Consider the following 21,419-nt stretch of genomic DNA (forward strand, 5'->3'; position numbering starts at 1 on the left):
CCGCCGTGCTCCCGGACGGGAGCGCGGCGGGCCGTTCGGCCTCTCAAGCGCGGTGGCGAGGTGCGCGGCAGGTGCCCGGCGGGGTCACACCTCGCGCAGCGCCTTGGCCAGGGTTCCCTCGCCCGCCACGTCGACGCTCCCCTCGCGCAGCGCGTCGAGCAGCGTCGAGGTCCCCCGGCTCATGGCCTCGCACGTGCGGGTGTCCAGCGTGAGCCGGGCGTCCGGCTCCCGCGGAGCGGTGCCGTCCCCGTAGAGCGGGCCTTCCCCGGCGCCCAGCCACACATGGAACCGGCCCTCGTCCAGGTGGACTTCGACCAGCCCCTCCCCCGCCCCGGCGGCGTCCAGCCCGCGCAGCAGGGGCAGCGCGAACCAGTGCGCCCGTACGGCGTCGGTGGGCCGCCGCTCGCCCAGCGCGGGCGCGCCCCACTCCCCGAGCGCCTGGAGCACGGGCAGCAACTCACGTCCGCGAGAGGTGAGTTCGTAGACATAGGCGGCACCCGGAGGTGGCAGGCGCCGCCGGGTGGTCAGCTCGTCGCGCTCCATGTCCTTGAGCCGGGAGGCGAGGACGTCGGTGCTGACGCCCGGCAGATCGGCGTGCAGATCCGTGTAGCGGCGCGGTCCGCCGAGCAGCTCGCGGACGATCAGGAGGGTCCACCGGTCCCCGACGGCATCGAGGGCACGGGCGGCGGAACAGTACTGGTCGTAGCTTCGGCGCGGTGACATGCGACGCAGTCTAGCTATCTTGTTGGACTTTCCAAGCTTCTACTTGGTAAAACCAAGCAACACCACAACCGGAGGGCGCAGCGCATGGAGTTCCGGCAGTCGAGCAAGCTCAGCGAGGTCTGTTACGAGATCCGCGGCCCGGTGATCGAGCACGCCGACGCACTGGAGGCGGCGGGCCACAGCGTGCTGCGCCTCAACACCGGCAACCCCGCCCTCTTCGGATTCGAGGCGCCGGAGGAGATCCTCCAGGACATGATCCGGATGCTGCCCCGGGCGCACGGCTACACCGACTCGCGCGGCGTCCTGTCCGCCCGCCGGGCCGTCGCCCAGCGCTACCAGGACCGGGGCCTGGATGTCGGCGTGGACGACGTCTTCCTCGGCAACGGTGTCTCGGAGCTGGTCTCCATGGCCGTACAGGCCCTGGTCGAGGACGGCGACGAAGTCCTGATCCCCGCCCCGGACTTCCCGCTCTGGACGGCCGTCACCACGCTCGCCGGCGGCAAGGCGGTGCATTACCTCTGCGACGAACAGTCCGAGTGGTACCCGGACCTGGACGACATGGCGGCGAAGATCACCGACCGGACCCGCGCGGTCGTCATCATCAACCCCAACAACCCGACGGGCGCGGTCTATCCGAAGGAGATCGTCGAGGGCATCCTCGATCTCGCCCGCCGCCACGGCCTGATGGTGTTCGCCGACGAGATCTACGACCAGATCCTGTACGACGACGCCGTGCACCACTCGGCCGCCGCACTCGCCCCCGACCTGGTCGTCCTCACCTTCTGCGGCCTGTCGAAGACGTACCGCGTCGCCGGATTCCGTTCGGGCTGGCTGGTCGTCACGGGCCCCAAGCAGCACGCGCGCAACTATCTGGAGGGGCTGACGATGCTGGCCTCCATGCGGCTGTGCGCCAACGCTCCGGCGCAGTACGCCATCCAGGCCGCACTCGGCGGCCGCCAGTCGATCCACGAGCTGACCGGGCCCGGCGGCCGGCTCCGCGAGCAGCGCGACCGCGCCTGGGAGAAGCTCAACGAGATCCCCGGGGTCTCGTGCGTGAAACCCAAGGGCGCGCTGTACGCGTTCCCGCGCATCGACCCGGCGGTCCACCCGATCCACGACGACGAGAAGTTCGTCCTGGACCTGCTGCTGCGCGAGAAGATCCAGGTCGTCCAGGGCACCGGTTTCAACTGGCCGCGCCCCGACCATTTCCGCATTCTCACCCTCCCGCACGCCGACGACCTGGACGCGGCGATCAGCCGGATCGGGCGGTTCCTGAGCGGGTACCGGCAGTAGGGAACCGGGCGGACGGGGGATCGGAGTGGGGCCGACCGGAGGAGCCGGTGCTGCGGCCGGGGCCGCCCGATGGCACCGTACGAGGGACAGCAGCTGACGCAGGGACGGAAGGGCGCGGCGATGGGTGACCTGCTCCTCGTACGGCACGGTGAGACCGAATGGTCGATGTCCGGGCGGCACACGGGGTCGACCGATGTCCCGCTCACCGACAACGGCCGGGAGCAGGCGCGCAGACTCGCTCCGCTGATCGCCCGGCATCACATCGCGGCGGCCTTCGTCAGCCCGATGCGGCGCGCGCGGGAGACGGCTCAGCTGGCCGGCATCGGCGGCGCGCGCGTCGACGCCGACCTCTCCGAGTGGGACTACGGCGGGTACGAGGGGATCACGACCGTCGAGATCCAACGGGAGCGGCCCGACTGGTTCCTGTTCACGGACGGTGTCGCGGCCGGGCCGCCCGAGCACCCCGGGGAGAGCCCGGACGAGGTCGGGGCGCGCGCCGAGCGGATGCTGGCCAGGATCGACGCGGCGCTCTCCGAGTCGGAGGGCAGCGTGGTCGTCGTCTCGCACGGCCACTTCCTGCGGGTGCTGACCGCGCGGCGGCTCGGGCTGACCGCCCAGTCCGGCGCCCTCTTCCAGCTCGGCACCGGGACCATGAGCCGGCTGAGCACCGAGCACCGGCGGCATGTGGTGGCCGGCTGGAATGTCAGACCCGACGCGTACTGTTCCCATGAACCGCTCGCCCCGGCGGACGAGGAGCCGAAGAGGCACTGACCCTCGGCCGGGGACGAGCGCCGTGGCACCACCCGGTGGTGGAGGGAGCGCGCCGTGACACGACCGCCAACCGCCGCACAGCGGCGCGTCATCGATGCCGCCGACCCCGTGACGGGGCGGCTTAGGGGCACCGAGGCCCAGCTCGCCGCACTGGTGAAGCGGGGGCTCGCCTTCCGTCATCCGCGTCCCCCGCGCGACCACTTCCTGACGCCGGCCGGGCATCGGCTGCGCAAGACACCCGGAACTCCCGAGCCGGCCGGCGCCGAGGAGGTGGCCGCTCCGGCCGCGTCCGGGGTGTTCGCGGCGCGGATCGGCGGCGAGGCGGGGGCCGAGGCGGGCCCCGCACGGCTGCGGGAGGTGCACAGCGCCTGGCAGGGGCTCCTGGAGCTGCGCCGGATGACCCGCCCGGACGGCGCCACCGACCGTCCGTGCGCCTGGGAGCGTACGCACCTGGTGCAGGCCGCCGCGCTCGCGCTGGAGGCGGCGGGGCACCGGCCCGCGGGGGCGGAGGGCGGCGGATACCGGGTCCGGGCGACACCACAGCCGGAGGCCGTCGCCGTGCGCGAGCCAGACCCCGAGGCGCTGCGGGCCTGCGCGGCCACGCTGGAGAAGGCGGGCTGGCAGGTCGGCGAGCACACGGAACCGCGCACGGGCGCCCGGTACGCCCTGGCCTCGCCGCGACGGGCGTGAGGCGCGTGCCGGCGGCAGTACCCCGAGGGAGCCCGGCAGTCGCGGTCTCGCGCCGTCGCGGTCGGGTAGGCAGTTGCAGTCGTGGAAGCAGTCGCAGTCGTCGAAGGGAAAGTCGTGGCAGAGCCGTTTTTCGTCCCCGTGACCGTTCGCGGGTACGAGACCGATATGCAGGGGCATCTCAACCAGAGCGTGTATCTCCAGTACGCCGAGCACGCCCGCTGGTCGGTGCTCCAGGCCGCCGGGATCAGCCAGGCCGCCCTGGTGGCCCGGGGCGTGGGCCCGGTCACGCTGGAGACGACCATCCGCTACCGGCGCGAGCTGCGGGCCGGAGACGAGGTCGAGGTGACGTGCGTCTTCCTCTGGGGCGAGGGCAAGAGTTTCCGTATCGAGCAGACCATCAGGAAGACGGACGGCACGGTGGCCGCCGAGATCACGGCGGTCGGCGGGCTGATGGACCTCACGGAGCGCCGCCTGGTGTCCGACCCGCGGGACGGCTTCAAGTCACTGGCCACCGACCCGGGCCCACTGGGGCTCTGACCTCTCCGGGCCGGCCCGCCACGCGTCGCACGGCCTACGCGTCGAGCGACTCCGGCCGGTGTTCGGCGTCGTAGGCCGCGCGGGACTCGGCGATCGTGACGCGGTGCCGCTCGGCCCAGTCGGTCAGGGAGAGCAGCGTCGCGTGCAACTCGCGGGCCACCGGAGTCAGTTCGTACTCGACCTTCGGTGGCACCGTGGGATGGACGGTGCGCGTGACGAGGCCGTCGCGCTCGAGGTTGCGCAGGGTGAGGGTCAGCATGCGGCGGCTGATCCCCTCGATGCTGCGCTCCAGTTCGGTGAAGCGGATCGGGCCGTGCGCGGCGGCCACGATGATCAGCACGCTCCATTTCCCGGCGACCCTGTCAAGAACCTCGCGGACCGGGCACGCCTGCGCGAGCACTGCCTGCGAGGTAACACCGGTGTTCCCCTGGGACATCGAGGTGCCTCCTTACGCCGGTCTCCATGGTCACTGACGATGTACCCCGTTACAAGTCGTGCACCAAGGGAGATCGGCCATGGGACCGCGGCGGTCCATGGAGAACACGGAGGTCACCGTCATGCTGTCCCGGACCGAACCGGCAAGCTCGCCGACACCACGAACGTACTCCCGGTGGGCCTCGCTCGTCGTCCTGTGCGCGGGCACGCTGATGACGATCCTGGACGGGAACATCGTCACCGTGGCCATGCCCGCCATCCAGAGCGACCTCGGCTTCTCCGCTCCCGGGCTCGCCTGGGTCGTGAACGCGTATCTGATCCCGTTCGGCGGCCTGCTGTTGCTCGTGGGGAGGCTCGGCGACCTGGTGGGCCGCAAGCGGATGTTCACGGCCGGGCTCGCCGTGTTCACCGCGGCGTCGGTGCTGTGCGGGGTCGCAGGCGGCCGGGGCACGCTGATCGCGGCCCGCGCTCTTCAGGGGGTCGGCGGGGCGATGACCTCGGCCGTCGTCCTCGGCATGCTCGTGGCGCTCTTCCCCGAGCCCCGCGAACAGGGCCGCGCCATCGCGGTGTTCAGCGCGGTCGGCGCGGCGGGCGGGGCGCTCGGCACCTTCCTCGGCGGCGCGTTGACGCAGGCTCTCGACTGGCACTGGATCTTTCTGATCAACCTGCCGATCGGCGTCCTGGCCTGGGCCGCCGCGCTGCGGATCCTCGCCCCGGACAAGGGAGCCGGCCTCGGCAGGGGCGCCGACTATCCCGGCGCGGTCCTGGTCACCGGTGCGCTGATGCTGACGGTGTACACGATCGTCGGCGCCGGGGAGCGGGGCCTCGGCGGCACACTCGCCCTCGGCGTCCTCGCGCTCGCCCTCTTCGCCGGCTTCACCGTGCGCCAGACACGGGCCGAACGCCCCCTGCTGCGGCTGCGGCTGCTGCGCTCCCGGACCCTGACGAGCGCCAACGGCGTGCAGATCCTGATGATCGCCGGGATGTACGGCTTCCAGTACATCGGCGCGCTCTACCTGCAACGCGTGCTCGGCTACAGCGAGTTGCTGACCGGCACGGCGTTCCTGCCCGCGCCGATCACCATCGGCGTGCTGATGCTGAGCCTGTCGGCGCGCACGATCGCCCGCTTCGGCCCGTACCGTGTCCTGCTCGCCGGACTCGCCCTCATCACGGCGGGCATGGCCCTGCTCAGCCGGGCTCCGGTCGACGGGTCGTACGTCGCCGACGTCCTGCGCCCGCTGCTCCTGCTCTCCGCGGGGTTCGCCGCCGCGATGCCCGCGGTGACGGGGCTGGCCATGTCGGGCGCCCGGCCGAAGGACGCGGGTCTGGCCTCCGGGCTCTTCAACACCACGCAGGTGGTGGGCGGTTCACTGGGGCTGGCCGTACTGACGACACTGGCGGCGAGCCGCACCGAGCGCCTGACGGGAGCGGGCGAACACGTCGTCGCGGCGACGGCGGACGGCTACCGGCTGGCGTTCACGGTGGCCACGGTCATCGCGGCGACGGCCCTGACGCTGACCGCCGCCCTCCTGCGCCCCGGGCAGGACTCCTCGACCGCCTCGGCGGAGGAAGAACCTCCTCACGAACCCTCTTCCACCGACCCGACGGCGTCGGGCGTTCGGACGGGCACCGGCACCTGATTGAAGCCGTAGTAGATCGCGAGTAGCCCGTGCGCCGCCAGGGTCAGCGGCGCCGAGACGAAGGACAGCGCGACCGTCGCCGGATAGGCGAGGGAGCCGAGGGCGAAGCGGACGCGGGTGCGCCGGGCGGCCTCCACATCGACGCGGCTGTCGAGAAGGCGCCCGGTGCGGGTGAGGTGCCACCACACCGCCTGGAACGCGAGGGCCATGGCCACCATGACCAAGCTGTAGACGGCGGCGGCGACATGGGACGCCTTGCCCTCGCGGAGATACTCCGCGAGCATCGCCGTCGGCCAGGGAATGGCGGCCACCACCATCAGCAGGAGCAGGTTCAGGAACATCAGGGTGCGGTCGACCCGGGCGACGTAGCTGAAGACCTGGTGGTGGTTGATCCACATGATGCCGATCACCAGGAAGCTGACGACGTAGGCGGCATAGGAGGGCCACTGCTCTCCGAGCGCGTGCCACAGTCCGCCGTCCTCACCGGCTTCGGGGACCTTGATCTCCAGGATCAGCAAGGTGATGGCGATGGCGAAGACGCCATCGCTGAAGGCCTCCACGCGGCCCGACTCGTTCATGCCCGACTCTCCCCGTTGTGACCGCGTCCTCACGTGGTTTGCGCACATGGGTTTCGCGGGACCTGTGTGCCGTCCGTGCCGTTCGTGCGCTCCGACCGTAGCCCAGCGCGGGTCGACATTCGGCCCCGGAGCGTCAACTCGCCTTCTCCTGACGGGTATACGCCGTCTTCAATCTCTGGTAGGAAACTTTCCTAACAGTACGCGCTCAACACCACTCCCCCATCGGAGGTACCGTGCACACCCCCCACATAGGCACGTCGCGGCGCACCCTGCTCACCCTGATCGGAGCCTCATTGGTGGCAGGCCCCCTCATCGCCACCCAGACGGCGACCGCCGCTCCGGTCGGCCTGGACGACCCGGCGAAGAAGGAGATCGCCATGAAGCTGGTCTCCAGCGCGGAGAACTCCTCGCTGGACTGGAAGGCGCAGTACAAGTACATCGAGGACATCGGTGACGGGCGCGGCTACACCGCCGGCATCATCGGCTTCTGCTCCGGCACCCACGACATGCTCGACCTCGTCGAGCTGTACACACAGCGCAAGCCCGGCAACGTCCTGGCCAAGTACCTGCCCGCGCTGCGCGAGGTCGACGGCAGCGACTCCCACGAGGGCCTGGACCCCGGCTTCCCCGCCGACTGGCGCCGGGCCGCCCAGGACTCGGCGTTCCAGCAGGCCCAGAACGACGAGCGCGACCGCGTCTACTTCAACCCCGCCGTACGGCAGGGCAAGGCCGACGGCATCGGTGCCCTCGGCCAGTTCACGTACTACGACGCCATCGTGATGCACGGCGACGGCGGCGACAGCACCAGCTTCGGCAACATCCGTCGGCGCGCCCTGACCAGGGCCAGGCCGCCGGCCCAGGGCGGCGACGAGGTGACGTATCTCAACGCCTTCCTCGACGCACGCGTGTGGGCCATGAAACAGGAGGAGGCCCACTCCGACACCAGCCGCGTCGACACCGCACAGCGGGTCTTCGTCCGCAACCGGAACCTGAACCTCAACACACCGCTGGACTGGAAGGTCTACGGCGACAGCTACCACATCGGCTGACGGGCCCGACAGGGCGGAGGGCGCGGCACGTTCCTCGTGCCGCGCCCTCCGCGCGCCCGTTCATCCTCCGTAAGTCCGTCCGCCCCTCGGATCGTTCGCCCTCGGGATCGTTCGCCCTCGGGATCGTTCGCTCTTCTCAGTGGGCGGGTACCGCCTTGAGGTCCTCGCCCGCCTCCATGGGGTGGGTCACCTCGCCCGCGTTCTCGCGCCCTCTGCCGAGGTGGTTGAAGACGAGGTTGAGGACGACGGCCGCGAGGCAGCCCGTCGAGATACCGGAGTCGAGGACGATCCGTACGGTCTCCGGGAACGCGTGGTAGAACGCGGGCGCGGTGATCGGGATGATGCCGACCGCGAGGGAGACGGCCACGATCAGCACGTTGTTGTCCTTCTCCAGGCCCGCCCTGACCAGGGTCTGGATACCGCTGGCCGCGACCGAGCCGAAGAGGACGACACCCGCCCCGCCGAGCACCGGGCGCGGGACGACGGCGATCAGCGACGCCGCCATCGGACACAGCCCCATCAGCACCAGGAAGCCGCCGCCGGTGGCGACGACGTACCGGCTGCGGATCCTCGTCATCGCGACGAGGCCGATGTTCTGGGCGAAGGCGCTGCACATGAAGCCGTTGAAGAGCGGGCTCAGCGCCGAGCCGAGGGTGTCGGCCCGCAGTCCGGCCGCGATGGTCTTCTCATCGGCGGGGCGCTCGACGATCTCGCCCAACGCCAGCATGTCCGCGGTCGATTCGGTCATCGAGACGACCATCACCACGCAGAGCGAGAGGATCGCGGCGAGCTGGAACTGCGGGGCGCCGAAGTGGAACGGTGTCGGGAAGCCGACCACGCTCGCGTCGGCCACCGGCCCGAAATCCGTCACGCCCAGGGGGATCGCGACGAGCGTGCCGATGACCAGGCCGAGCAGGACCGCGATCTGCTTGACGAAGCCGCGGGTGAAGCGGCGCAGCAGCAGGACGATGACGAGCGTCGCCGCCGCGAGGCCCAGATAGGTCCGCGAACCGTAGTCGTCCGCCGCGGGGTTCGGGCCCTGTGCCCAGCCGAAGGCGACCGGCAGCAGCGAGACTCCGATGAGCGTGATCACGCTGCCGGTGACGACGGGCGGGAAGAAGCGGACGGCCTTGCTGAAGAAGGGGGCCGCGATGAATCCGAGGACGCCGGCGACGATGACCGCGCCGAAGATGATCGGCAGGGCGTCGCTCTTGTCCTTGGCGGAGGCGGCGACCGCCGTCATGGGTGCGACGCCTGCGAAGGTGACGCCGTTGACGAAGGGCAGCCGGGCTCCGATCTTCCAGAAGCCGATGGTCTGCAGGAAGGTGGCGAGCCCCGCGGTGAACAGGCAGGCGCCGGTGAGGAAGGTGAGTTCGGTGGCGGAGAGACCGACCGCCGCGCCCACGATCAGGGGTGGGGCGACGACTCCGGCGTACATGGCGGCCACGTGCTGCAGGCCGCTGGTCGCCATCTTCAGGGCGGGCAGTTTCTCGTCGACCGGGTGCTTCGACCGGCCGGTCGATCCGGTCCCTTCGGCTGATCCGGTTGTTCCAGTTGCTCCAGTGGGTCGTGCATCGGTGCTGGGCTCGGGCTGGGCGGCCACGGCGGCTCCTCCGGTCGGGTACACGTCGTCGTCGACGTGGGTGTCAGGGAGGTGATGCGCGGTCGTGCGGGACCGGGACGATGCCCGTCGCGCGGACATGATGTCCGGCGGCGGAGACCGTTCCGGGGCGCGCACGTCCATGCACGCCCCGGCTACGGCCGCCATGGACCCCGCTCGGGTCCATGGCTACCGGCCGAGGGCCGTCCCCCTCGGCCGGAGTTCTGGGGTGATCAGGCCTGCGCGGCGATCCGCGCCAGGCGCTGTGCCTCGTCCCGCGTGGAGCGGGCGATGGCGTCCTCGTCGACGTTGAGGAGCCGGCTGTCCTCGACGACCGGCTTTCCGTTGACGAGCGAGAGGGTGACCGGCGCGGCGGCGCCGAAGACGAGCGCCGTCACCGGGTCGGCGATCGAGGCGTGTGCCAGGGTGTCCAGCTTCCACAGCACGAGGTCGGCGAGCTTGCCCGCCTCCAGGGAGCCGATCTGGCTCGCGCGGCCGAGGACCTGGGCACCCCCGTAGGTGCCGAGGCGCAGCGCCTGTCGGGCGTTCAGGGCGGCCTCGCGGTGGGCGCCGAGCCGGTTGATGAGGAGCGCGTTGCGCAGCTCTGTGTGGAGTTCGCCGGACTCGTTCGACGCGGTGCCGTCGACGCCGAGGCCGACCGGGACGCCGGCCGCCAGCATGTCGGGGACCCGGGCGATGCCCGCGGCCAGCCGGGCGTTGGAGGACGGGCAGTGCGCCACACCCGTCTTCGTGCGGGCGAAAGCGGCGATGTCGGAGTCGTTCATGTGGACGCAGTGCGCCATCCACACGTCCTCGCCGAGCCATCCGGTCGACTCGAAGTACTCGGTCGGGCCCATGCCGAACAGTTCCTTGCAGAACTGCTCCTCCTCCACGGTCTCCGAGCCGTGCGTGTGCAGCCGTACGCCCTTGCGGCGGGCCAACTCGGCGCCCTGCTTCATGAGCTCGGTGGACACGGAGAACGGGGAGCAGGGCGCGACGGCGACCTGGGTCATGGCGTCGAAGGAGGCGTCGTGGTGCTCGTCGACGGTCGCCTCGGTGGCGGCCAGCGCCCCTTCGAGGGTCTCGACGGCGAAGTCCGGCGGCAGTCCGCCGTCCTTCTCGCTGCGGTCCATGGAGCCGCGGGCGAGGGTGAAGCGGACGCCCGTCTCGCGGGCGGCCCGGATGATGGCGCCGGACAGGTCCCCGGAGCCCTTCGGGAAGACGTAGTGGTGGTCCATGGCGGTGGTGACGCCACCGCGGGCCATCATGGCGAGCGAGCCCTGAGCCGCCGCGTAGGCCATCTGCTCGTCGATGCGCGCCCAGGTCGGGTAGAGCGCGACGAGCCAGTTGAAGAGGTTGTGGTCCGTGGCGAGGCCGCGGGTGATCCACTGGTAGAAGTGGTGGTGGGTGTTCACCAGACCGGGCGTGGCCAGATGTCCTGTTCCGTCGATCCGGCGGACGACGTTCTCCAGGTCCTCGGGGGCCTTTCCGGGGCCCACCGACTCGATCCTGTTGTCGGCGACGACGATGTGGCCCGAGGCGTACTCGGTGTCGCCCGCGTCCACGGTCGCGATGGCGCAGTTCTCGATGACGATGCGCTGGACTGCCACGGCGGTTCCTCGTTCTTCCCATTGGCGGACGGACCCGGGGGCCGAGCGGGGTGACGACCGGGTCCGGTGTGCTGTGGTTGCGCAGATGCCCCCGCTCTCCCCTGGGACGTGACGCCGGCGCGCGCGTCGGGGGTACAGCGGCAGTACCGCGGTGGCGGTCCGGACGGACCGCCGGGTGCGGTCCTACAGGTTGGTGAGGTCCACCGGGATGCGGGGCTCGCAGCCGTCGCGCAGGACGGTGCCCTCGATCAGCCCGTACGGACGGTCGGCCGCGAAGTACACCTCGTTGTCGTTCTCCAGGCCGAACGGCTTCAGATCGACAAGGAAGTGATGCTTGTTCGGGAGCGAGAAGCGGACCTCGTCGATCTCGCTGCGGTGGTTGATGATCCGCGCGCCCATTTGGTACAGGGTCTGCTGGAGCGAGAGGGAGTAGGTCTCCGCGAAGGCCTGGAGCATGTGCTTCCTGACCTGGTCGTAGGACTTCTCCCAGTTGGGCATCTTCTGCTCGTCGCCGGTCCAGTTGAAGCGCCACCGGCTGGAGACCTGGGTGGCCAGGATGCGGTCGTACGCCTCCTGGAGTGTCGTGTACTTGTCCTTGACGTAGCCCCAGAACTCGGAGTTCGTCGAGTTCATCACGACGAGGTCCTTCAGGCCGGAGATGACCTCCCAGCTCTCACCGTCGTAGGTGATCTGGGTGACGCGGGTCTCCTGGCCCTTGCGGACGAAGGAGTGCTTGACCTCGTCCGCGCCGATGAACCGGGAGCCCGCGTCCGAGGTCTCGATGCGCTCCCAGGCGTACTCCTCGATTCGGATGCGCGCCCGCCTGATCGGCTCCTGGCTGGTCACGAAGTGCCGGGCCAGATGGATGCCGAACTGCTCGGCGGACTCGATGCCGTGTTCCTTGGCGAAGGCGTACACCGTGTTCTTGGTGGTGTCCGTGGGCAGGACGTTCGCGTTGGAGCCCGAGAGGTGGACCTCCTGCATGTCGCCGCTCAGCGCGACGGACACGTTCAGGTCCTTGATGTGGTGGGTGTCGCCGTCGCGGGTGATCTTGACGACGCGGTTCTCGGCCTTGCCGTACTGGTTCTGTCCCAGGAGCACAGGGCGGCCGCGGTGGGAAGGGTCAGTCATGTCTGCTAGCTCCCTCGGTAAACGGAGTAGCCGAACGGGTTGAGCAGCAGCGGTACGTGGTAGTGCTCGCCCGGCCTGACGGCGAAGGTGATCGACACCTCGGGGAAGAACGTCTCGCTGTCCCGATTCGCGGGGGCGTCCTGCTGCGCATCGGCTTGCTGTGTCACTGAATCCGACTCGAAGTACCGCTCGACCGCGAAGTCGAGCCGTACATGGGTCGTGCCCTCCGGCAGCGCCGGAAGGTCCTTGCACCGCCCGTCCACGTCGGTCACGGAACCGCCGAGCGCGTGCCAGTCTCCCCCTTGCCCGAAATGGGCGGAGCGCCCGGCGCGGGCGGCGAGCTGGACGGCGACGCCCTCGGCGGGGCGGCCCACGCTGGTGTCCAGGATGTGGGTGGACACGGAGGCCGTGGTGTCGGTGCTCATGCCTCTTCTTCCTGTACGAGATTGCCGAGCCGGATGCGGTTGATCTTCCCCAGCTCGACGCGGACGATCTCGCGCTCCCGCTCGGCCGGGTTGCCGATCCGCTCCTTGACCGCGTCGCGCATCTGCTCGCCGGTCAGGCCGGTCGCACAGATGAGGAAGACGTGGCCGAACTTCTCCTGGTAGGCCAGGTTCAGTTCGAGCATCTCCTCCTTGAGTTCCTCGGAGGCGCCGGCCATGCCGCGCTGCTCCCGGGAGGAGGTCGGGTCGCCGGGCTTCGGCCGCCCGATGGGCGGGTGCCCGGCCATCGCCTCGGCCAGATCCGCGGTGCTCAGCTCGGCCATGGCGGCGTCGCTCGCGGCGTACAGGTCGTCGGCGGTGGCGCAGGGGCGGGCGGCGAGCAGTCGCTCCGCCCACGCCCGGGAGGCGCACACCTCATGGAGGGCGGCAAGGGCCGCGCGCTCCTCCTGGGCGTTGAAGCGGGCGAGGCCGCCAGATGTCGTACTCGACGTCACGGGAAGCCTCCGTGGCTCTGTGCTGGACGGGCTGCGGACAGCTAACGCCCTCGGAAACACCACGTCAACACTTTGTTGAAAACTTCGAGTTACAAAAACCGCCGCCCGATCGATCCGGACGGCGGCGGGTGACGGCGGGGCGACCCCTCCGTCCTGAGGCGCGTTTTCGCCGGTCAGGCGTCCTTTTCGCGATTCAGGTAGTTGTAGACGGTGAACCGGCTCACGCCGAGGGCGCTCGCCACGGTCTCCACACCGTGACGCACGGAGAAGGCCCCGCGCGCTTCCAGTATGCGCACGATCTCCTGCTTGGCCTTGCGGTCGAGATCCGCGAGCGGCTTGCCCCGCTTGCGCTCCAGGGCGGCGAGGATGCGGTCGAGCGAGTCGGCGAGCTGGGGCAGGCGCACGGCGACGACGTCCGCACCCTCCCAGGACAGCACGACATCGTCGACGCCCGCCTGCTCGGGCGGCAGCATCTCGCCCCCCATGGCGTCGACCAGCGGCTTGACCGCGGTAACGAAGGGGTCGTCCCCGAATCCGGTCACTTATCGCCCTCCCCGGCGGCGCCCACGACGTTCACCTGGAGCGAGACCCGGGTGGCGCCCGCCTCCAGCGCCTTGCGCAGCAGCGCGTCGACCGCGGTGAGCACGGTGTCCGCGCCGCCTTCCGCGGTGTTGCCGAACGGGCCGACGTCCACGGCGTCCAGTTCGGCCGACTCGATGACCTCACGGGCGACCAGCGCGTGCCGGGGCGCCTCGTCGAGGTCGAAGGGCTCAGTCGTGAACTCCACTCTCAATCGCACGGGCTCAACCTACTGCGCGCCGCGGACATCCCGGCAGCCCCCTCCGGCCCGACCGGGGCCCATGGGCCGCTTTCCGTCGGCGCCCTCTTGACAAGCTCCGACACGCGACGGCAATCTTCCATTAAGCAGAAACGAACTTCCGCAATACGGAATTACCAGGAATCGCCGGCCCGGCCGACAGCACGGCCGCCAGTACGGAAGGGAGCGCCGACCCCATGGGATTCGCGGACCAGCGCTTCAACGTCAACCTGTCGATCCTCTTCACGGAACTCCCGCTCCTGGAGCGCCCGGCGGCCGCCGCCGCGGCGGGCTTCAGCGCGGTCGAGCTGTGGTGGCCCTGGGTCGACTCCCACACCCCCGAGCAGGCCGAGCTCGACGCCCTGAAGAAGGCGATCGAGGACGCGGGCGTCCGGCTGACGGGGCTGAACTTCTATGCCGGACAGCTGCCCGGTCCCGACCGGGGCGCCCTGTCGATCCCCGGCGAGGAGTCGGAGAGGTTCCGCGCCAATATCGACGTGACCGCCGAGTTCGCCCGGTCGCTGGGCTGCACGGCGCTCAACGCCCTGTACGGCAACCGCGTCGAGGGCGTGGACCCGGCCGAGCAGGACGCCCTCGCGCTGGAGAACCTGGTCCTCGCGGCCAGGGCCGCCGACCGGATCGGCGCGATCCTCCTCGTCGAGACCCTCAACCGGTCCGAGTCACCGCTCTACCCGCTGGTGACCGCCCCGGCAGGCGTCGGCATCGTCGACAAGGTCAACCAGGCGACCGGCCTCGGCAACGCCAAGTTCCTCATGGACCTGTACCACCTCTCCATGAACGGCGAGGACCTGCCGCGGGTGATCGCCGCCTACGCCGAGCGGACCGGCCATGTGCAGATCGCGGACAACCCCGGCCGCGGCGCCCCGGGCACCGGCACCCTCCCGCTGGAGGAGCTCCTCGACCAACTGGCCAAGGCCGGTTACGAGGGATGGGTCGGCCTGGAGTACAAGCCGGGCGACCGGCCGAGCGCGGAGGCCTTCGACTGGCTGCCCGCCGACGCCCGAGCCGCCCGCTGAGCGGCACCCCGAAGACACGGCAGAGATTGCAGAGAGGCACCCTCATGAGCCACAACCTCACGGATTCCCCCCGCCCCACCCGCCCGACGGTCGCCTGGATCGGTCTCGGCATCATGGGCTCGCCCATGTCGGAGAACCTGCTCAAGGCCGGGTACGACGTCACCGGTTACACGCTGGAGCAGGACAAGCTGGAGCGCCTGTCCGCCGCGGGCGGCACCGCCGCCGGCTCGATCGCCGAGGCCGTGCGGGACGCCGACGTGGTGATCACGATGGTGCCCGCCTCCCCCCAGGTCGAGGCCATCGCGTACGGGCCCGACGGCATCCTCGAGAACGTGCGGTCCGGCGCGCTGCTGATCGACATGTCCTCGATCACCCCGCAGACCTCGGTGGACCTCGCGAAGGCCGGTGCCGAGAAGGGCGTCCGCGTACTGGACGCTCCCGTGTCCGGCGGCGAGGCCGGTGCGATCGAGGCCGTCCTGTCGATCATGGTCGGTGGCGAGCAGGCCGACTTCGACGAGGCGGAGCCGATCTTCGAGGCGCTCGGCAGGACCATCGTGCTGTGCGGTCCGCACGGCTCGGGCCAGACCGTGAAGGCCGCCAACCAGCTGATCGTCGCCGTGAACATCCAGGCGTGCGCCGAGGCCGTGGTCTTCCTGGAGAAGTCCGGCGTGAACCTCAAAGCCGCACTCGACGTCCTCGGGGGCGGTCTCGCGGGGTCCACCGTGCTGGCACGCAAGAAGGACAACTTCCTGAACCGCGACTTCAAGCCGGGCTTCCGCATCGACCTGCACCACAAGGACATGGGCATCGTCACGGACGCCGCCCGCACCGTCGGCGCGGTGCTCCCCGTCGGCGCCGTGGTCGCCCAGCTCGTCGCCGGCCTGCGCGCGCAGGGGGACGGCGGCCTGGACCACTCCGCGCTGCTGCGCGCGGTCGAGCGCCTCTCCGGCGCACAGATCTGAATCACGGCCCCGCCCGGGATCCTCGAACTTCCGGGCCGCGGTGGCGCTGACACCTGTCCTGTCGCGCCCAGGCGCCGCCGCGGCCCGGATTCATCTTCAACAAACTGTTGACGATAACTTCGCCCCGAACCTAGGCTCCACCAAGCGGAGAAGTCCACATAGCGGAAGGAGATTTCCGCTGATCCCGCTGCCCTCTCGTACGGAAGGTCCACGATGTCGAAGCGCGTGCTCACGACCGAGTCCGGCGCACCTGTCGCCGACAACCACAACTCCGCCACCGCCGGCGCCGGTGGCCCGCTCCTCCTCCAGGACCAGCACCTTCTGGAGAAACTCGCCCGCTTCAACCGCGAGCGCATCCCGGAGCGCGTGGTGCACGCCCGCGGCTCCGGCGCGTACGGCTACTTCGAGGTCACGGACGACGTCACCGGCTTCACCCACGCCGACTTCCTGGACACGGTGGGCAAGCGCACCGAGGTCTTCCTCCGCTTCTCGACCGTCGCCGACAACCTCGGCGGCGCGGACGCGGTCCGTGACCCCCGCGGTTTCGCGCTGAAGTTCTACACCGAGGAAGGCAACTACGACCTCGTCGGCAACAACACGCCGGTCTTCTTCATCAAGGACCCCATCAAGTTCCCCGACTTCATCCACTCCCAGAAGCGCGACCCGTTCACGGGAAGGCAGGAGCCGGACAACGTCTGGGACTTCTGGGCACACGCCCCCGAGGCCACGCACCAGGTGACCTGGCTGATGGGCGACCGCGGTATCCCGGCGTCGTACCGCCACATGAACGGCTACGGCTCGCACACCTACCAGTGGACGAACGCCGAGGGCGAGGCCTTCTTCGTCAAGTACCACTTCAAGACGAACCAGGGCGTCCGCAGCCTCTCCACCGAGCAGGCGCGGGAGCTCGCGGGCAAGGACCCGAACTCCCACCAGACGGACCTGCTCCAGGCCATCGAGCGGGGCGTGAACCCGTCCTGGACGCTCTATGCGCAGATCATGCCGGCGGCCGAGGCGGCGGGTTACCGCTTCAACCCCTTCGACCTCACCAAGGTGTGGCCGCACGCGGACTACCCGCTCCAGCGCGTGGGCCGGCTGGTTCTGGACCGCAACCCGGACAACGTCTTCGCCGAGGTCGAGCAGGCCGCGTTCTCCCCGAACAACTTCGTTCCGGGCATCGGCCCCTCCCCCGACAAGATGCTCCAGGGCCGCCTGTTCGCCTACGCGGACGCGCACCGCTATCGCCTGGGCGTCAACCACACCCAGCTCGCGGTGAACGCGCCGAGGGCCACGACCGCGGACAACTACGGCCGCGACGGCCTCATGGCGTCCAACGCGCAGGGCCGCGCCGCGAAGAACTACGAGCCGAACTCGTACGGCGGTCCGGCCGAGACCGGTCGTCCCCTGTCCGCCCCGCTCGCCGTGAACGGCCACACGGGCACGCACGAGGCACCGCCGCACACCAAGGACGACCACTTCTTCCAGGCGGGCGAGCTCTACCGGCTGATGTCGGCCGACGAGCGGTCCCGACTGGTGGCGAACATCGCCGGGGGGCCTCGCGCAGGTCTCCCGCGACGACGTCATCGAGAAGAACCTCGCCCACTTCCACGCCGCCGACCCCGAGTACGGCAGGCGTGTGGAGGAGGCGGTCAGCGCCCTGCGCGAGGACTGAACCCGGCTCGCGTACCGCCTCTGACGGGAGGTCGGGGCGGTACGCGCAGCCCGCGGCGGATCGAGCGGCCCGGATGAGGGGTTGCCGCGCGATGACCGCGGGCGAGGCGAGGACCGCGGCGGCATGTGAGCCAGTGCGGTGGTGAAGGTCCCTGAACCCGCTTCTCGACCTGAGGGAAGCGGCGTCACGGGTCCGTCGCATCCGCCGCGGTCCCAGCCACACAGGCCCACGAGGGCCGGAAACCGGTCGAAGAGGGCCGCGCACCGGTCCGCGAGGGCCCGCGGACTCCGTCCGGCGGCGCGAACGTACTGTCGCGCCCAGCCTCGCGCCGTCGGACGGCCACAATCCCGCAGCTCAGCGGCGAAGCGCCGGGTACGGAGTGTCCCGTACCCGGCGCTGCGCCATGCGCCCGGCGCTCCCTCGTTCGCCCGGCGCGGCGGACCGGGCTCCGGGTGCGCATTCCGGCCGCGCGCAGCAGCCTGGGAGCATGGAGGCTGACGGCATGGAATTCCCCAGGATCGTGGTGCACACGCCCGGGCTGGACGGTTCGCGGCGGGTCACCGAGGGCGACCGGGTGCTCGGCATCGCGTATCACCTCGACGACGTGGTCGAGATCCTGCGCCAGGCGGACGTCGACCTCGACGTGATCGAGGTCGAGGAGAGCGACATCATCGATTGGCAGGGCGGTGGTCCCGACGACTGGCCGGGACTCTCGGAGCACACGCGCGGATGAGCGCCGCGGACACCGGCCGGCGCCGCACGCGGGCCGCGGGCCGCTAGCCGAAACGGGCGCCAAACGGACTCAGGACGTACACAAGCGGGCGTAGAGCGGCTACGGAACCCTCAAATCAACCTCTGAACACTGCCTCAGGGGCTTCACCTCGCGCCGGAAGAGGCACATTCTCGGCACATGGGGCCCGCCGGCACGGGGGCGGCGGGTCCCGAACGGGGGTACGGGGGAAGCACGGGGGCACGGGGGAAAGCACCAAGAGTGGGAGCGCGGCGGTCAGGCTCGGGCCTCAGACCGTCGCGCTGCTGCGTGGTGGGCCCCGCGCGGCCGTGGCGGCGGGGGCGAAGGGATCGGCTTCACCGACGACGGGGCCGGCTGGGGCTCCGGAGGCGGCTCGTACTGACCGCCCGCGGATCCTTCAGGAACGGCAGGACATGCCGTAGGAAGAGGCCCGGGCGTTCGTTGTACGGCTCGTGAGCCGTGGGCAGGAGAACACTCAACGTCCTTGCGGGGAGCATGCGTTGGGCGCGGCGACCGTCGAGGAGGGCGGGGACGACCGGGTCGCGGCTCCCCCACAGGAGCAGGATCGGCACATCCAGGGCGGCCGGGTCCGCCAGACCGAAGTCCGGGTCGGCGAGCCCGCGCCAGACGGCGCAGTGCACCGCCAGTCTCCGTTCGTCATGGGGCAGTTGGCGGACCCGGGCGTACGTCTCCCGCGCGCTCGGCGTGCCGAGCCGGCCCAGATAGGCGCGGGCCAGCGGGACGACCAGCCGGCGGGCGCGGGCGGGGCGGCCCATCACCTCGCGGCAGAACCAGCGGGTGAGGGCGGTGTGCCGGGTGAAGCCCGCCGGGTCGACCAGGACGAGCGCGGTGACCGACGCGGCACGGGGGCCCTCGGCGAGGCGGCAGGCGACGTAGCCGCCGACACTGTTGCCGAGCACGGCGACCTCCCGCACGCCCTGCTCCTCGGCGAGCGCGTCGATCACCCGCTCCGCGACCTCCACCAGCCCATCAGGGGTGACCAGGTGGGGTTCGGGCGCGGTGGAGTCGCCGTACCCGGGCCAGTCGACGACGAACGTGCGGTACCGGTCGGCGAGGGCGGGCACTATCGCGTCGAAGTCGCGGCCGTCCCCAGGATTGGCGTGCAGAAGCAGCAGCGCGGGGGCGTCGGGCGGGACGGGGATCGCCTCCGGCCGGACGCCGGGAAACGGGGGAAGGCAGCGTACGGCGATGTCGCCGAGGGGGGTGGGGACGGTCATCCGCATGGGGCGAGCATGCCGGACCCGCCCGCGCCTGGGAACAACGCGCGAGGGCGACCCCGCCCCGGGGGCCGCCCTCGCGGACGAATGAGCAACCGATCCCCGGGGCGGGCGCCGCCCTCGCGTGCGAACGCCTTCCCGCGTCAGACCTGCCGCGTCAGACCTTCAGCGTCCTGATCGAAGTGGGCGCGTGGCCCGGCTCGGTCGCGATCTCCTCGAACTCCACGACGTTTCCTATGTCGTTCGTCCTGCTCATGGCGATGTTGGTGACGCGCTCCAGGATCGCCTCGACGACGACCGGGACCCGGAACTCGACGGCGAGCTTCTTGGCCTGCTCGAAGGCGGCGCCGAGTTCACTCGGGTCGGTGACCCGGATCGCCTTGCAGCCGAGGCCCTCGACGACCTTGATGTGGTCGACGCCGTAGACGCCCAGCTCGGGCGAGTTGATGTTCTCGAACTCCAGGTTGACCTGGAAGTTGATGTCCAGGCCGATCTGCGCCTGCCGGATCAGGCCCAAGTAGGCGTTGTTCACCAGGACATGGACGTACGGGATCCTGTGCTGGGCGCCTACGGCCAGTTCCTCGATCATGAACTGGAAGTCGTAGTCGCCGGAGAGAGCGACCACCTGCGCGTCCGGGTCAGCCTTGGCGACGCCGAGGGCGGCCGGGATCGTCCAGCCGAGCGGGCCCGCCTGGCCGCAGTTGATCCAGTGGCGCGGCCGGTAGACGTGCAGCATCTGAGCGCCGGCGATCTGCGAGAGGCCGATGGTGGAGACGTACCGGGTCTCCGGGCCGAAGGCCTTGTTCATCTCCTCGTAGACGCGCTGCGGCTTGATCGGGATGTCGTCGAAGTGCGTGCGGCGCTGGAGGGTGGCCCGCTTCTCCTGCGCGGCGGCGGCCCACGCGGAACGGTCGGGCAGCCTGCCCGCCGCCTTCAACTCCCTCGCCACCTCGACGAAGAGCTCCAGTGCGGCCTTGGCGTCGGAGGCGATGCCGTAGTCGGGGGCGAAGATCCTGCCGAGCTGGGTGGGCTCGATGTCGACGTGCACGAACTTCCGTCCGGCCGTGTAGACGTCCAGCTTGCCGGTGTGGCGGTTGGCCCAGCGGTTGCCGATGCCGAGAACGAAGTCGGACTCCAGGAAGGTCGCGTTGCCGTAGCGGTGCGAGGTCTGCAGGCCCACCATTCCGGCGTTGAGCTCGTGGTCGTCGGGCAGGACGCCCCAGCCCATGAGCGTCGGGACGACCGGAGCGCCCGTCAACTCGGCGAACTCGACGAGGAGTTCGGCGGCATCGGCGTTGATGACACCGCCACCGGCCACGATCAGCGGACGCTCCGAGGCGTTCATCAGCCCGATCGCCTTCACGATCTGGGCGCGGGTCGCGGCCGGCTTGTAGGCCTGGAGCGGCTCATAGGTGTCGGGGTCGAACTCGATCTCGGTGAGCTGGACATCGATGGGCAGGTCGATGAGGACCGGCCCGGGGCGCCCGGAGCGCATGAGGTGGAACGCCTGCTGGAACACACCGGGAACCTGCGCGGCCTCCAGCACGGTGACGGCCATCTTCGTCACGGGCCCCGCGATCGAGGCGATGTCGACGGCCTGGAAGTCCTCTTTGTGGATCACCGCGGTCGGCGCCTGGCCGGTGATGCACAGGATCGGGATCGAGTCGCCGGTCGCGGAGTAGAGGCCGGTGATCATGTCGGTGCCGGCGGGACCCGAGGTACCGATACAGACACCGATGTTGCCCGGGTGGGTACGGGTGTAGCCCTCCGCCATGTGCGAGGCGCCCTCGACATGCCGGGCAAGGGTGTGGCTGACCCCGCCGGACGCCTTGAGCGCCGCGTAGAAGGGGTTGATCGCCGCACCCGGGACGCCGAACGCGTCGCTGACGCCCTCGCGCTTGAGGATCTCGACTGCCGCGCGGGCAGCGGTCATACGAGCCATGGAGTA

General features: G+C 70.5%; 21 protein-coding genes and 1 pseudogene. 10 read left to right on the forward strand and 12 right to left on the reverse strand.

Annotated features, from left to right (window positions below; translation table 11 throughout):
• Positions 1-84: 84 nt before the first annotated feature.
• Positions 85-723: a helix-turn-helix domain-containing protein gene (locus tag ABZX90_RS35380; protein WP_355211891.1), complete on the reverse strand. Its 639-nt coding sequence runs from the start codon at positions 721-723 to the stop codon at positions 85-87.
• Positions 724-807: 84 nt separating this feature from the next.
• Between ABZX90_RS35380 and ABZX90_RS35385 the strand changes: the two genes are divergently transcribed.
• The 4 genes from ABZX90_RS35385 (at position 808) to ABZX90_RS35400 (ending at position 4,014) form a co-directional block, all read left to right on the forward strand.
• Positions 808-2,016, forward strand: coding sequence for a pyridoxal phosphate-dependent aminotransferase (locus ABZX90_RS35385; protein WP_355211894.1), 1,209 nt, complete (start codon positions 808-810; stop codon positions 2,014-2,016).
• 120 nt (positions 2,017-2,136) lie between these two features.
• Positions 2,137-2,787 carry a histidine phosphatase family protein gene (locus tag ABZX90_RS35390; protein ID WP_355212024.1) on the forward strand — a complete coding sequence of 217 codons (651 nt, stop codon included), beginning with the start codon at positions 2,137-2,139 and terminating at the stop codon, positions 2,785-2,787.
• Positions 2,788-2,841: 54 nt separating this feature from the next.
• Positions 2,842-3,477, forward strand: a complete 636-nt coding sequence (locus ABZX90_RS35395; protein WP_355211897.1) for a hypothetical protein — start codon at positions 2,842-2,844, stop codon at positions 3,475-3,477.
• A gap of 114 nt (positions 3,478-3,591) precedes the next feature.
• Complete coding sequence (locus ABZX90_RS35400) at positions 3,592-4,014, forward strand: acyl-CoA thioesterase (protein ID WP_351132651.1); 423 nt, start codon at positions 3,592-3,594, stop codon at positions 4,012-4,014.
• 34 nt (positions 4,015-4,048) lie between these two features.
• Here ABZX90_RS35400 and ABZX90_RS35405 read toward each other — a convergent pair whose 3' ends face one another.
• Complete coding sequence (locus ABZX90_RS35405) at positions 4,049-4,450, reverse strand: helix-turn-helix domain-containing protein (protein WP_355211901.1); 402 nt, start codon at positions 4,448-4,450, stop codon at positions 4,049-4,051.
• Positions 4,451-4,661: 211 nt separating this feature from the next.
• Here ABZX90_RS35405 and ABZX90_RS35410 point away from each other — a divergent pair, with 211 nt between their 5' ends.
• Complete coding sequence (locus ABZX90_RS35410; RefSeq protein ID WP_355212027.1) at positions 4,662-6,089, forward strand: MFS transporter; 1,428 nt, start codon at positions 4,662-4,664, stop codon at positions 6,087-6,089.
• On the opposite strand, the gene ABZX90_RS35415 is transcribed toward ABZX90_RS35410, so the two are convergent.
• Entirely contained in the window at positions 6,029-6,667 is a 639-nt protein-coding gene (locus ABZX90_RS35415; protein WP_351132653.1) for a TMEM175 family protein, read from the reverse strand. The two genes, ABZX90_RS35410 and ABZX90_RS35415, sit on opposite strands and share 61 nt — an antisense overlap.
• A gap of 233 nt (positions 6,668-6,900) precedes the next feature.
• On the opposite strand from ABZX90_RS35415, the gene ABZX90_RS35420 reads away from it, so the two are divergent.
• The gene (locus ABZX90_RS35420) at positions 6,901-7,716 is read left to right on the forward strand and encodes a chitosanase (RefSeq protein ID WP_355211904.1); all 816 of its coding nucleotides are present in this window, start codon (positions 6,901-6,903) and stop codon (positions 7,714-7,716) included.
• A 136-nt stretch (positions 7,717-7,852) separates the two neighbouring features.
• Here the strand turns inward: ABZX90_RS35420 and ABZX90_RS35425 are convergent, their stop codons facing one another.
• From ABZX90_RS35425 to ABZX90_RS35455, 7 genes are all read right to left on the reverse strand, one after another.
• On the reverse strand, positions 7,853-9,187 hold the full coding sequence (locus ABZX90_RS35425) for a nucleobase:cation symporter-2 family protein (RefSeq protein ID WP_351132707.1): 1,335 nt from the start codon (positions 9,185-9,187) through the stop codon (positions 7,853-7,855).
• Between the two features lie 362 nt (positions 9,188-9,549).
• The gene (locus ABZX90_RS35430; RefSeq protein ID WP_351132657.1) at positions 9,550-10,926 is read right to left on the reverse strand and encodes an 8-oxoguanine deaminase; all 1,377 of its coding nucleotides are present in this window, start codon (positions 10,924-10,926) and stop codon (positions 9,550-9,552) included.
• A 183-nt stretch (positions 10,927-11,109) separates the two neighbouring features.
• Complete coding sequence (pucL, locus tag ABZX90_RS35435) at positions 11,110-12,057, reverse strand: factor-independent urate hydroxylase (RefSeq protein WP_351132659.1); 948 nt, start codon at positions 12,055-12,057, stop codon at positions 11,110-11,112.
• 5 nt (positions 12,058-12,062) lie between these two features.
• A complete protein-coding gene (gene uraH, locus ABZX90_RS35440; protein WP_351132661.1) occupies positions 12,063-12,482 on the reverse strand; it encodes a hydroxyisourate hydrolase in 420 nt (139 codons plus the stop codon).
• Entirely contained in the window at positions 12,479-12,994 is a 516-nt protein-coding gene (uraD, locus tag ABZX90_RS35445; RefSeq protein ID WP_351132663.1) for a 2-oxo-4-hydroxy-4-carboxy-5-ureidoimidazoline decarboxylase, read from the reverse strand. The genes uraH and uraD overlap by 4 nt, the downstream gene beginning before the upstream one ends.
• A 173-nt stretch (positions 12,995-13,167) precedes the next feature.
• Positions 13,168-13,536, reverse strand: coding sequence for a helix-turn-helix domain-containing protein (locus ABZX90_RS35450; RefSeq protein WP_351132665.1), 369 nt, complete (start codon positions 13,534-13,536; stop codon positions 13,168-13,170).
• Entirely contained in the window at positions 13,533-13,793 is a 261-nt protein-coding gene (locus ABZX90_RS35455; protein WP_351132667.1) for a hypothetical protein, read from the reverse strand. The genes ABZX90_RS35450 and ABZX90_RS35455 overlap by 4 nt, the downstream gene beginning before the upstream one ends.
• Before the next feature lie 215 nt (positions 13,794-14,008).
• Between ABZX90_RS35455 and ABZX90_RS35460 the strand changes: the two genes are divergently transcribed.
• From ABZX90_RS35460 to ABZX90_RS35475, 4 genes and pseudogenes are all read left to right on the forward strand, one after another.
• On the forward strand, positions 14,009-14,848 hold the full coding sequence (locus tag ABZX90_RS35460; RefSeq protein WP_355211911.1) for a TIM barrel protein: 840 nt from the start codon (positions 14,009-14,011) through the stop codon (positions 14,846-14,848).
• Positions 14,761-15,810, forward strand: a complete 1,050-nt coding sequence (locus tag ABZX90_RS35465) for a 2-hydroxy-3-oxopropionate reductase (RefSeq protein ID WP_355211914.1) — start codon at positions 14,761-14,763, stop codon at positions 15,808-15,810. Before ABZX90_RS35460 ends, ABZX90_RS35465 begins: the two co-directional genes overlap by 88 nt.
• Positions 15,811-16,023: 213 nt before the next feature.
• A pseudogene (locus tag ABZX90_RS35470) lies at positions 16,024-17,482 on the forward strand (catalase).
• Positions 17,483-17,984: 502 nt separating this feature from the next.
• Positions 17,985-18,215, forward strand: coding sequence for a hypothetical protein (locus tag ABZX90_RS35475; RefSeq protein ID WP_355211917.1), 231 nt, complete (start codon positions 17,985-17,987; stop codon positions 18,213-18,215).
• Positions 18,216-18,568: 353 nt separating this feature from the next.
• Here the strand turns inward: ABZX90_RS35475 and ABZX90_RS35480 are convergent, their stop codons facing one another.
• Both ABZX90_RS35480 and gcl read right to left on the reverse strand, forming a co-directional pair.
• Complete coding sequence (locus tag ABZX90_RS35480; protein WP_351132677.1) at positions 18,569-19,477, reverse strand: alpha/beta fold hydrolase; 909 nt, start codon at positions 19,475-19,477, stop codon at positions 18,569-18,571.
• Positions 19,478-19,628: 151 nt separating this feature from the next.
• The gene (gene gcl / locus ABZX90_RS35485) at positions 19,629-21,413 is read right to left on the reverse strand and encodes a glyoxylate carboligase (protein ID WP_355211920.1); all 1,785 of its coding nucleotides are present in this window, start codon (positions 21,411-21,413) and stop codon (positions 19,629-19,631) included.
• Between the last annotated feature and the right edge of the window lie 6 nt (positions 21,414-21,419).

It is taken from the genome of Streptomyces sp. NPDC002935 (assembly GCF_040611295.1).
In the GTDB taxonomy this organism is placed as follows: domain Bacteria; phylum Actinomycetota; class Actinomycetes; order Streptomycetales; family Streptomycetaceae; genus Streptomyces.

Excerpts from the sequence above, each read along its gene's own strand:
- ABZX90_RS35380 (WP_355211891.1), bottom strand. The coding sequence starts at position 723 with ATGTCACCGCGCCGAAGCTACGACCAGTACTGTTCCGCCGCCCGTGCC.
- ABZX90_RS35385 (WP_355211894.1), top strand. The coding sequence starts at position 808 with ATGGAGTTCCGGCAGTCGAGCAAGCTCAGCGAGGTCTGTTACGAGATC.
- ABZX90_RS35390 (WP_355212024.1), top strand. The coding sequence starts at position 2,137 with ATGGGTGACCTGCTCCTCGTACGGCACGGTGAGACCGAATGGTCGATG.
- ABZX90_RS35405 (WP_355211901.1), bottom strand. The coding sequence starts at position 4,450 with ATGTCCCAGGGGAACACCGGTGTTACCTCGCAGGCAGTGCTCGCGCAG.
- ABZX90_RS35410 (WP_355212027.1), top strand. The coding sequence starts at position 4,662 with ATGACGATCCTGGACGGGAACATCGTCACCGTGGCCATGCCCGCCATC.
- ABZX90_RS35415 (WP_351132653.1), bottom strand. The coding sequence starts at position 6,667 with ATGAACGAGTCGGGCCGCGTGGAGGCCTTCAGCGATGGCGTCTTCGCC.
- ABZX90_RS35425 (WP_351132707.1), bottom strand. The coding sequence starts at position 9,187 with ATGGCGACCAGCGGCCTGCAGCACGTGGCCGCCATGTACGCCGGAGTC.
- pucL (WP_351132659.1), bottom strand. The coding sequence starts at position 12,057 with ATGACTGACCCTTCCCACCGCGGCCGCCCTGTGCTCCTGGGACAGAAC.
- uraH (WP_351132661.1), bottom strand. The coding sequence starts at position 12,482 with ATGAGCACCGACACCACGGCCTCCGTGTCCACCCACATCCTGGACACC.
- ABZX90_RS35460 (WP_355211911.1), top strand. The coding sequence starts at position 14,009 with ATGGGATTCGCGGACCAGCGCTTCAACGTCAACCTGTCGATCCTCTTC.
- ABZX90_RS35465 (WP_355211914.1), top strand. The coding sequence starts at position 14,761 with ATGGGTCGGCCTGGAGTACAAGCCGGGCGACCGGCCGAGCGCGGAGGC.
- ABZX90_RS35475 (WP_355211917.1), top strand. The coding sequence starts at position 17,985 with ATGGAATTCCCCAGGATCGTGGTGCACACGCCCGGGCTGGACGGTTCG.
- ABZX90_RS35480 (WP_351132677.1), bottom strand. The coding sequence starts at position 19,477 with ATGCGGATGACCGTCCCCACCCCCCTCGGCGACATCGCCGTACGCTGC.
- gcl (WP_355211920.1), bottom strand. The coding sequence starts at position 21,413 with ATGGCTCGTATGACCGCTGCCCGCGCGGCAGTCGAGATCCTCAAGCGC.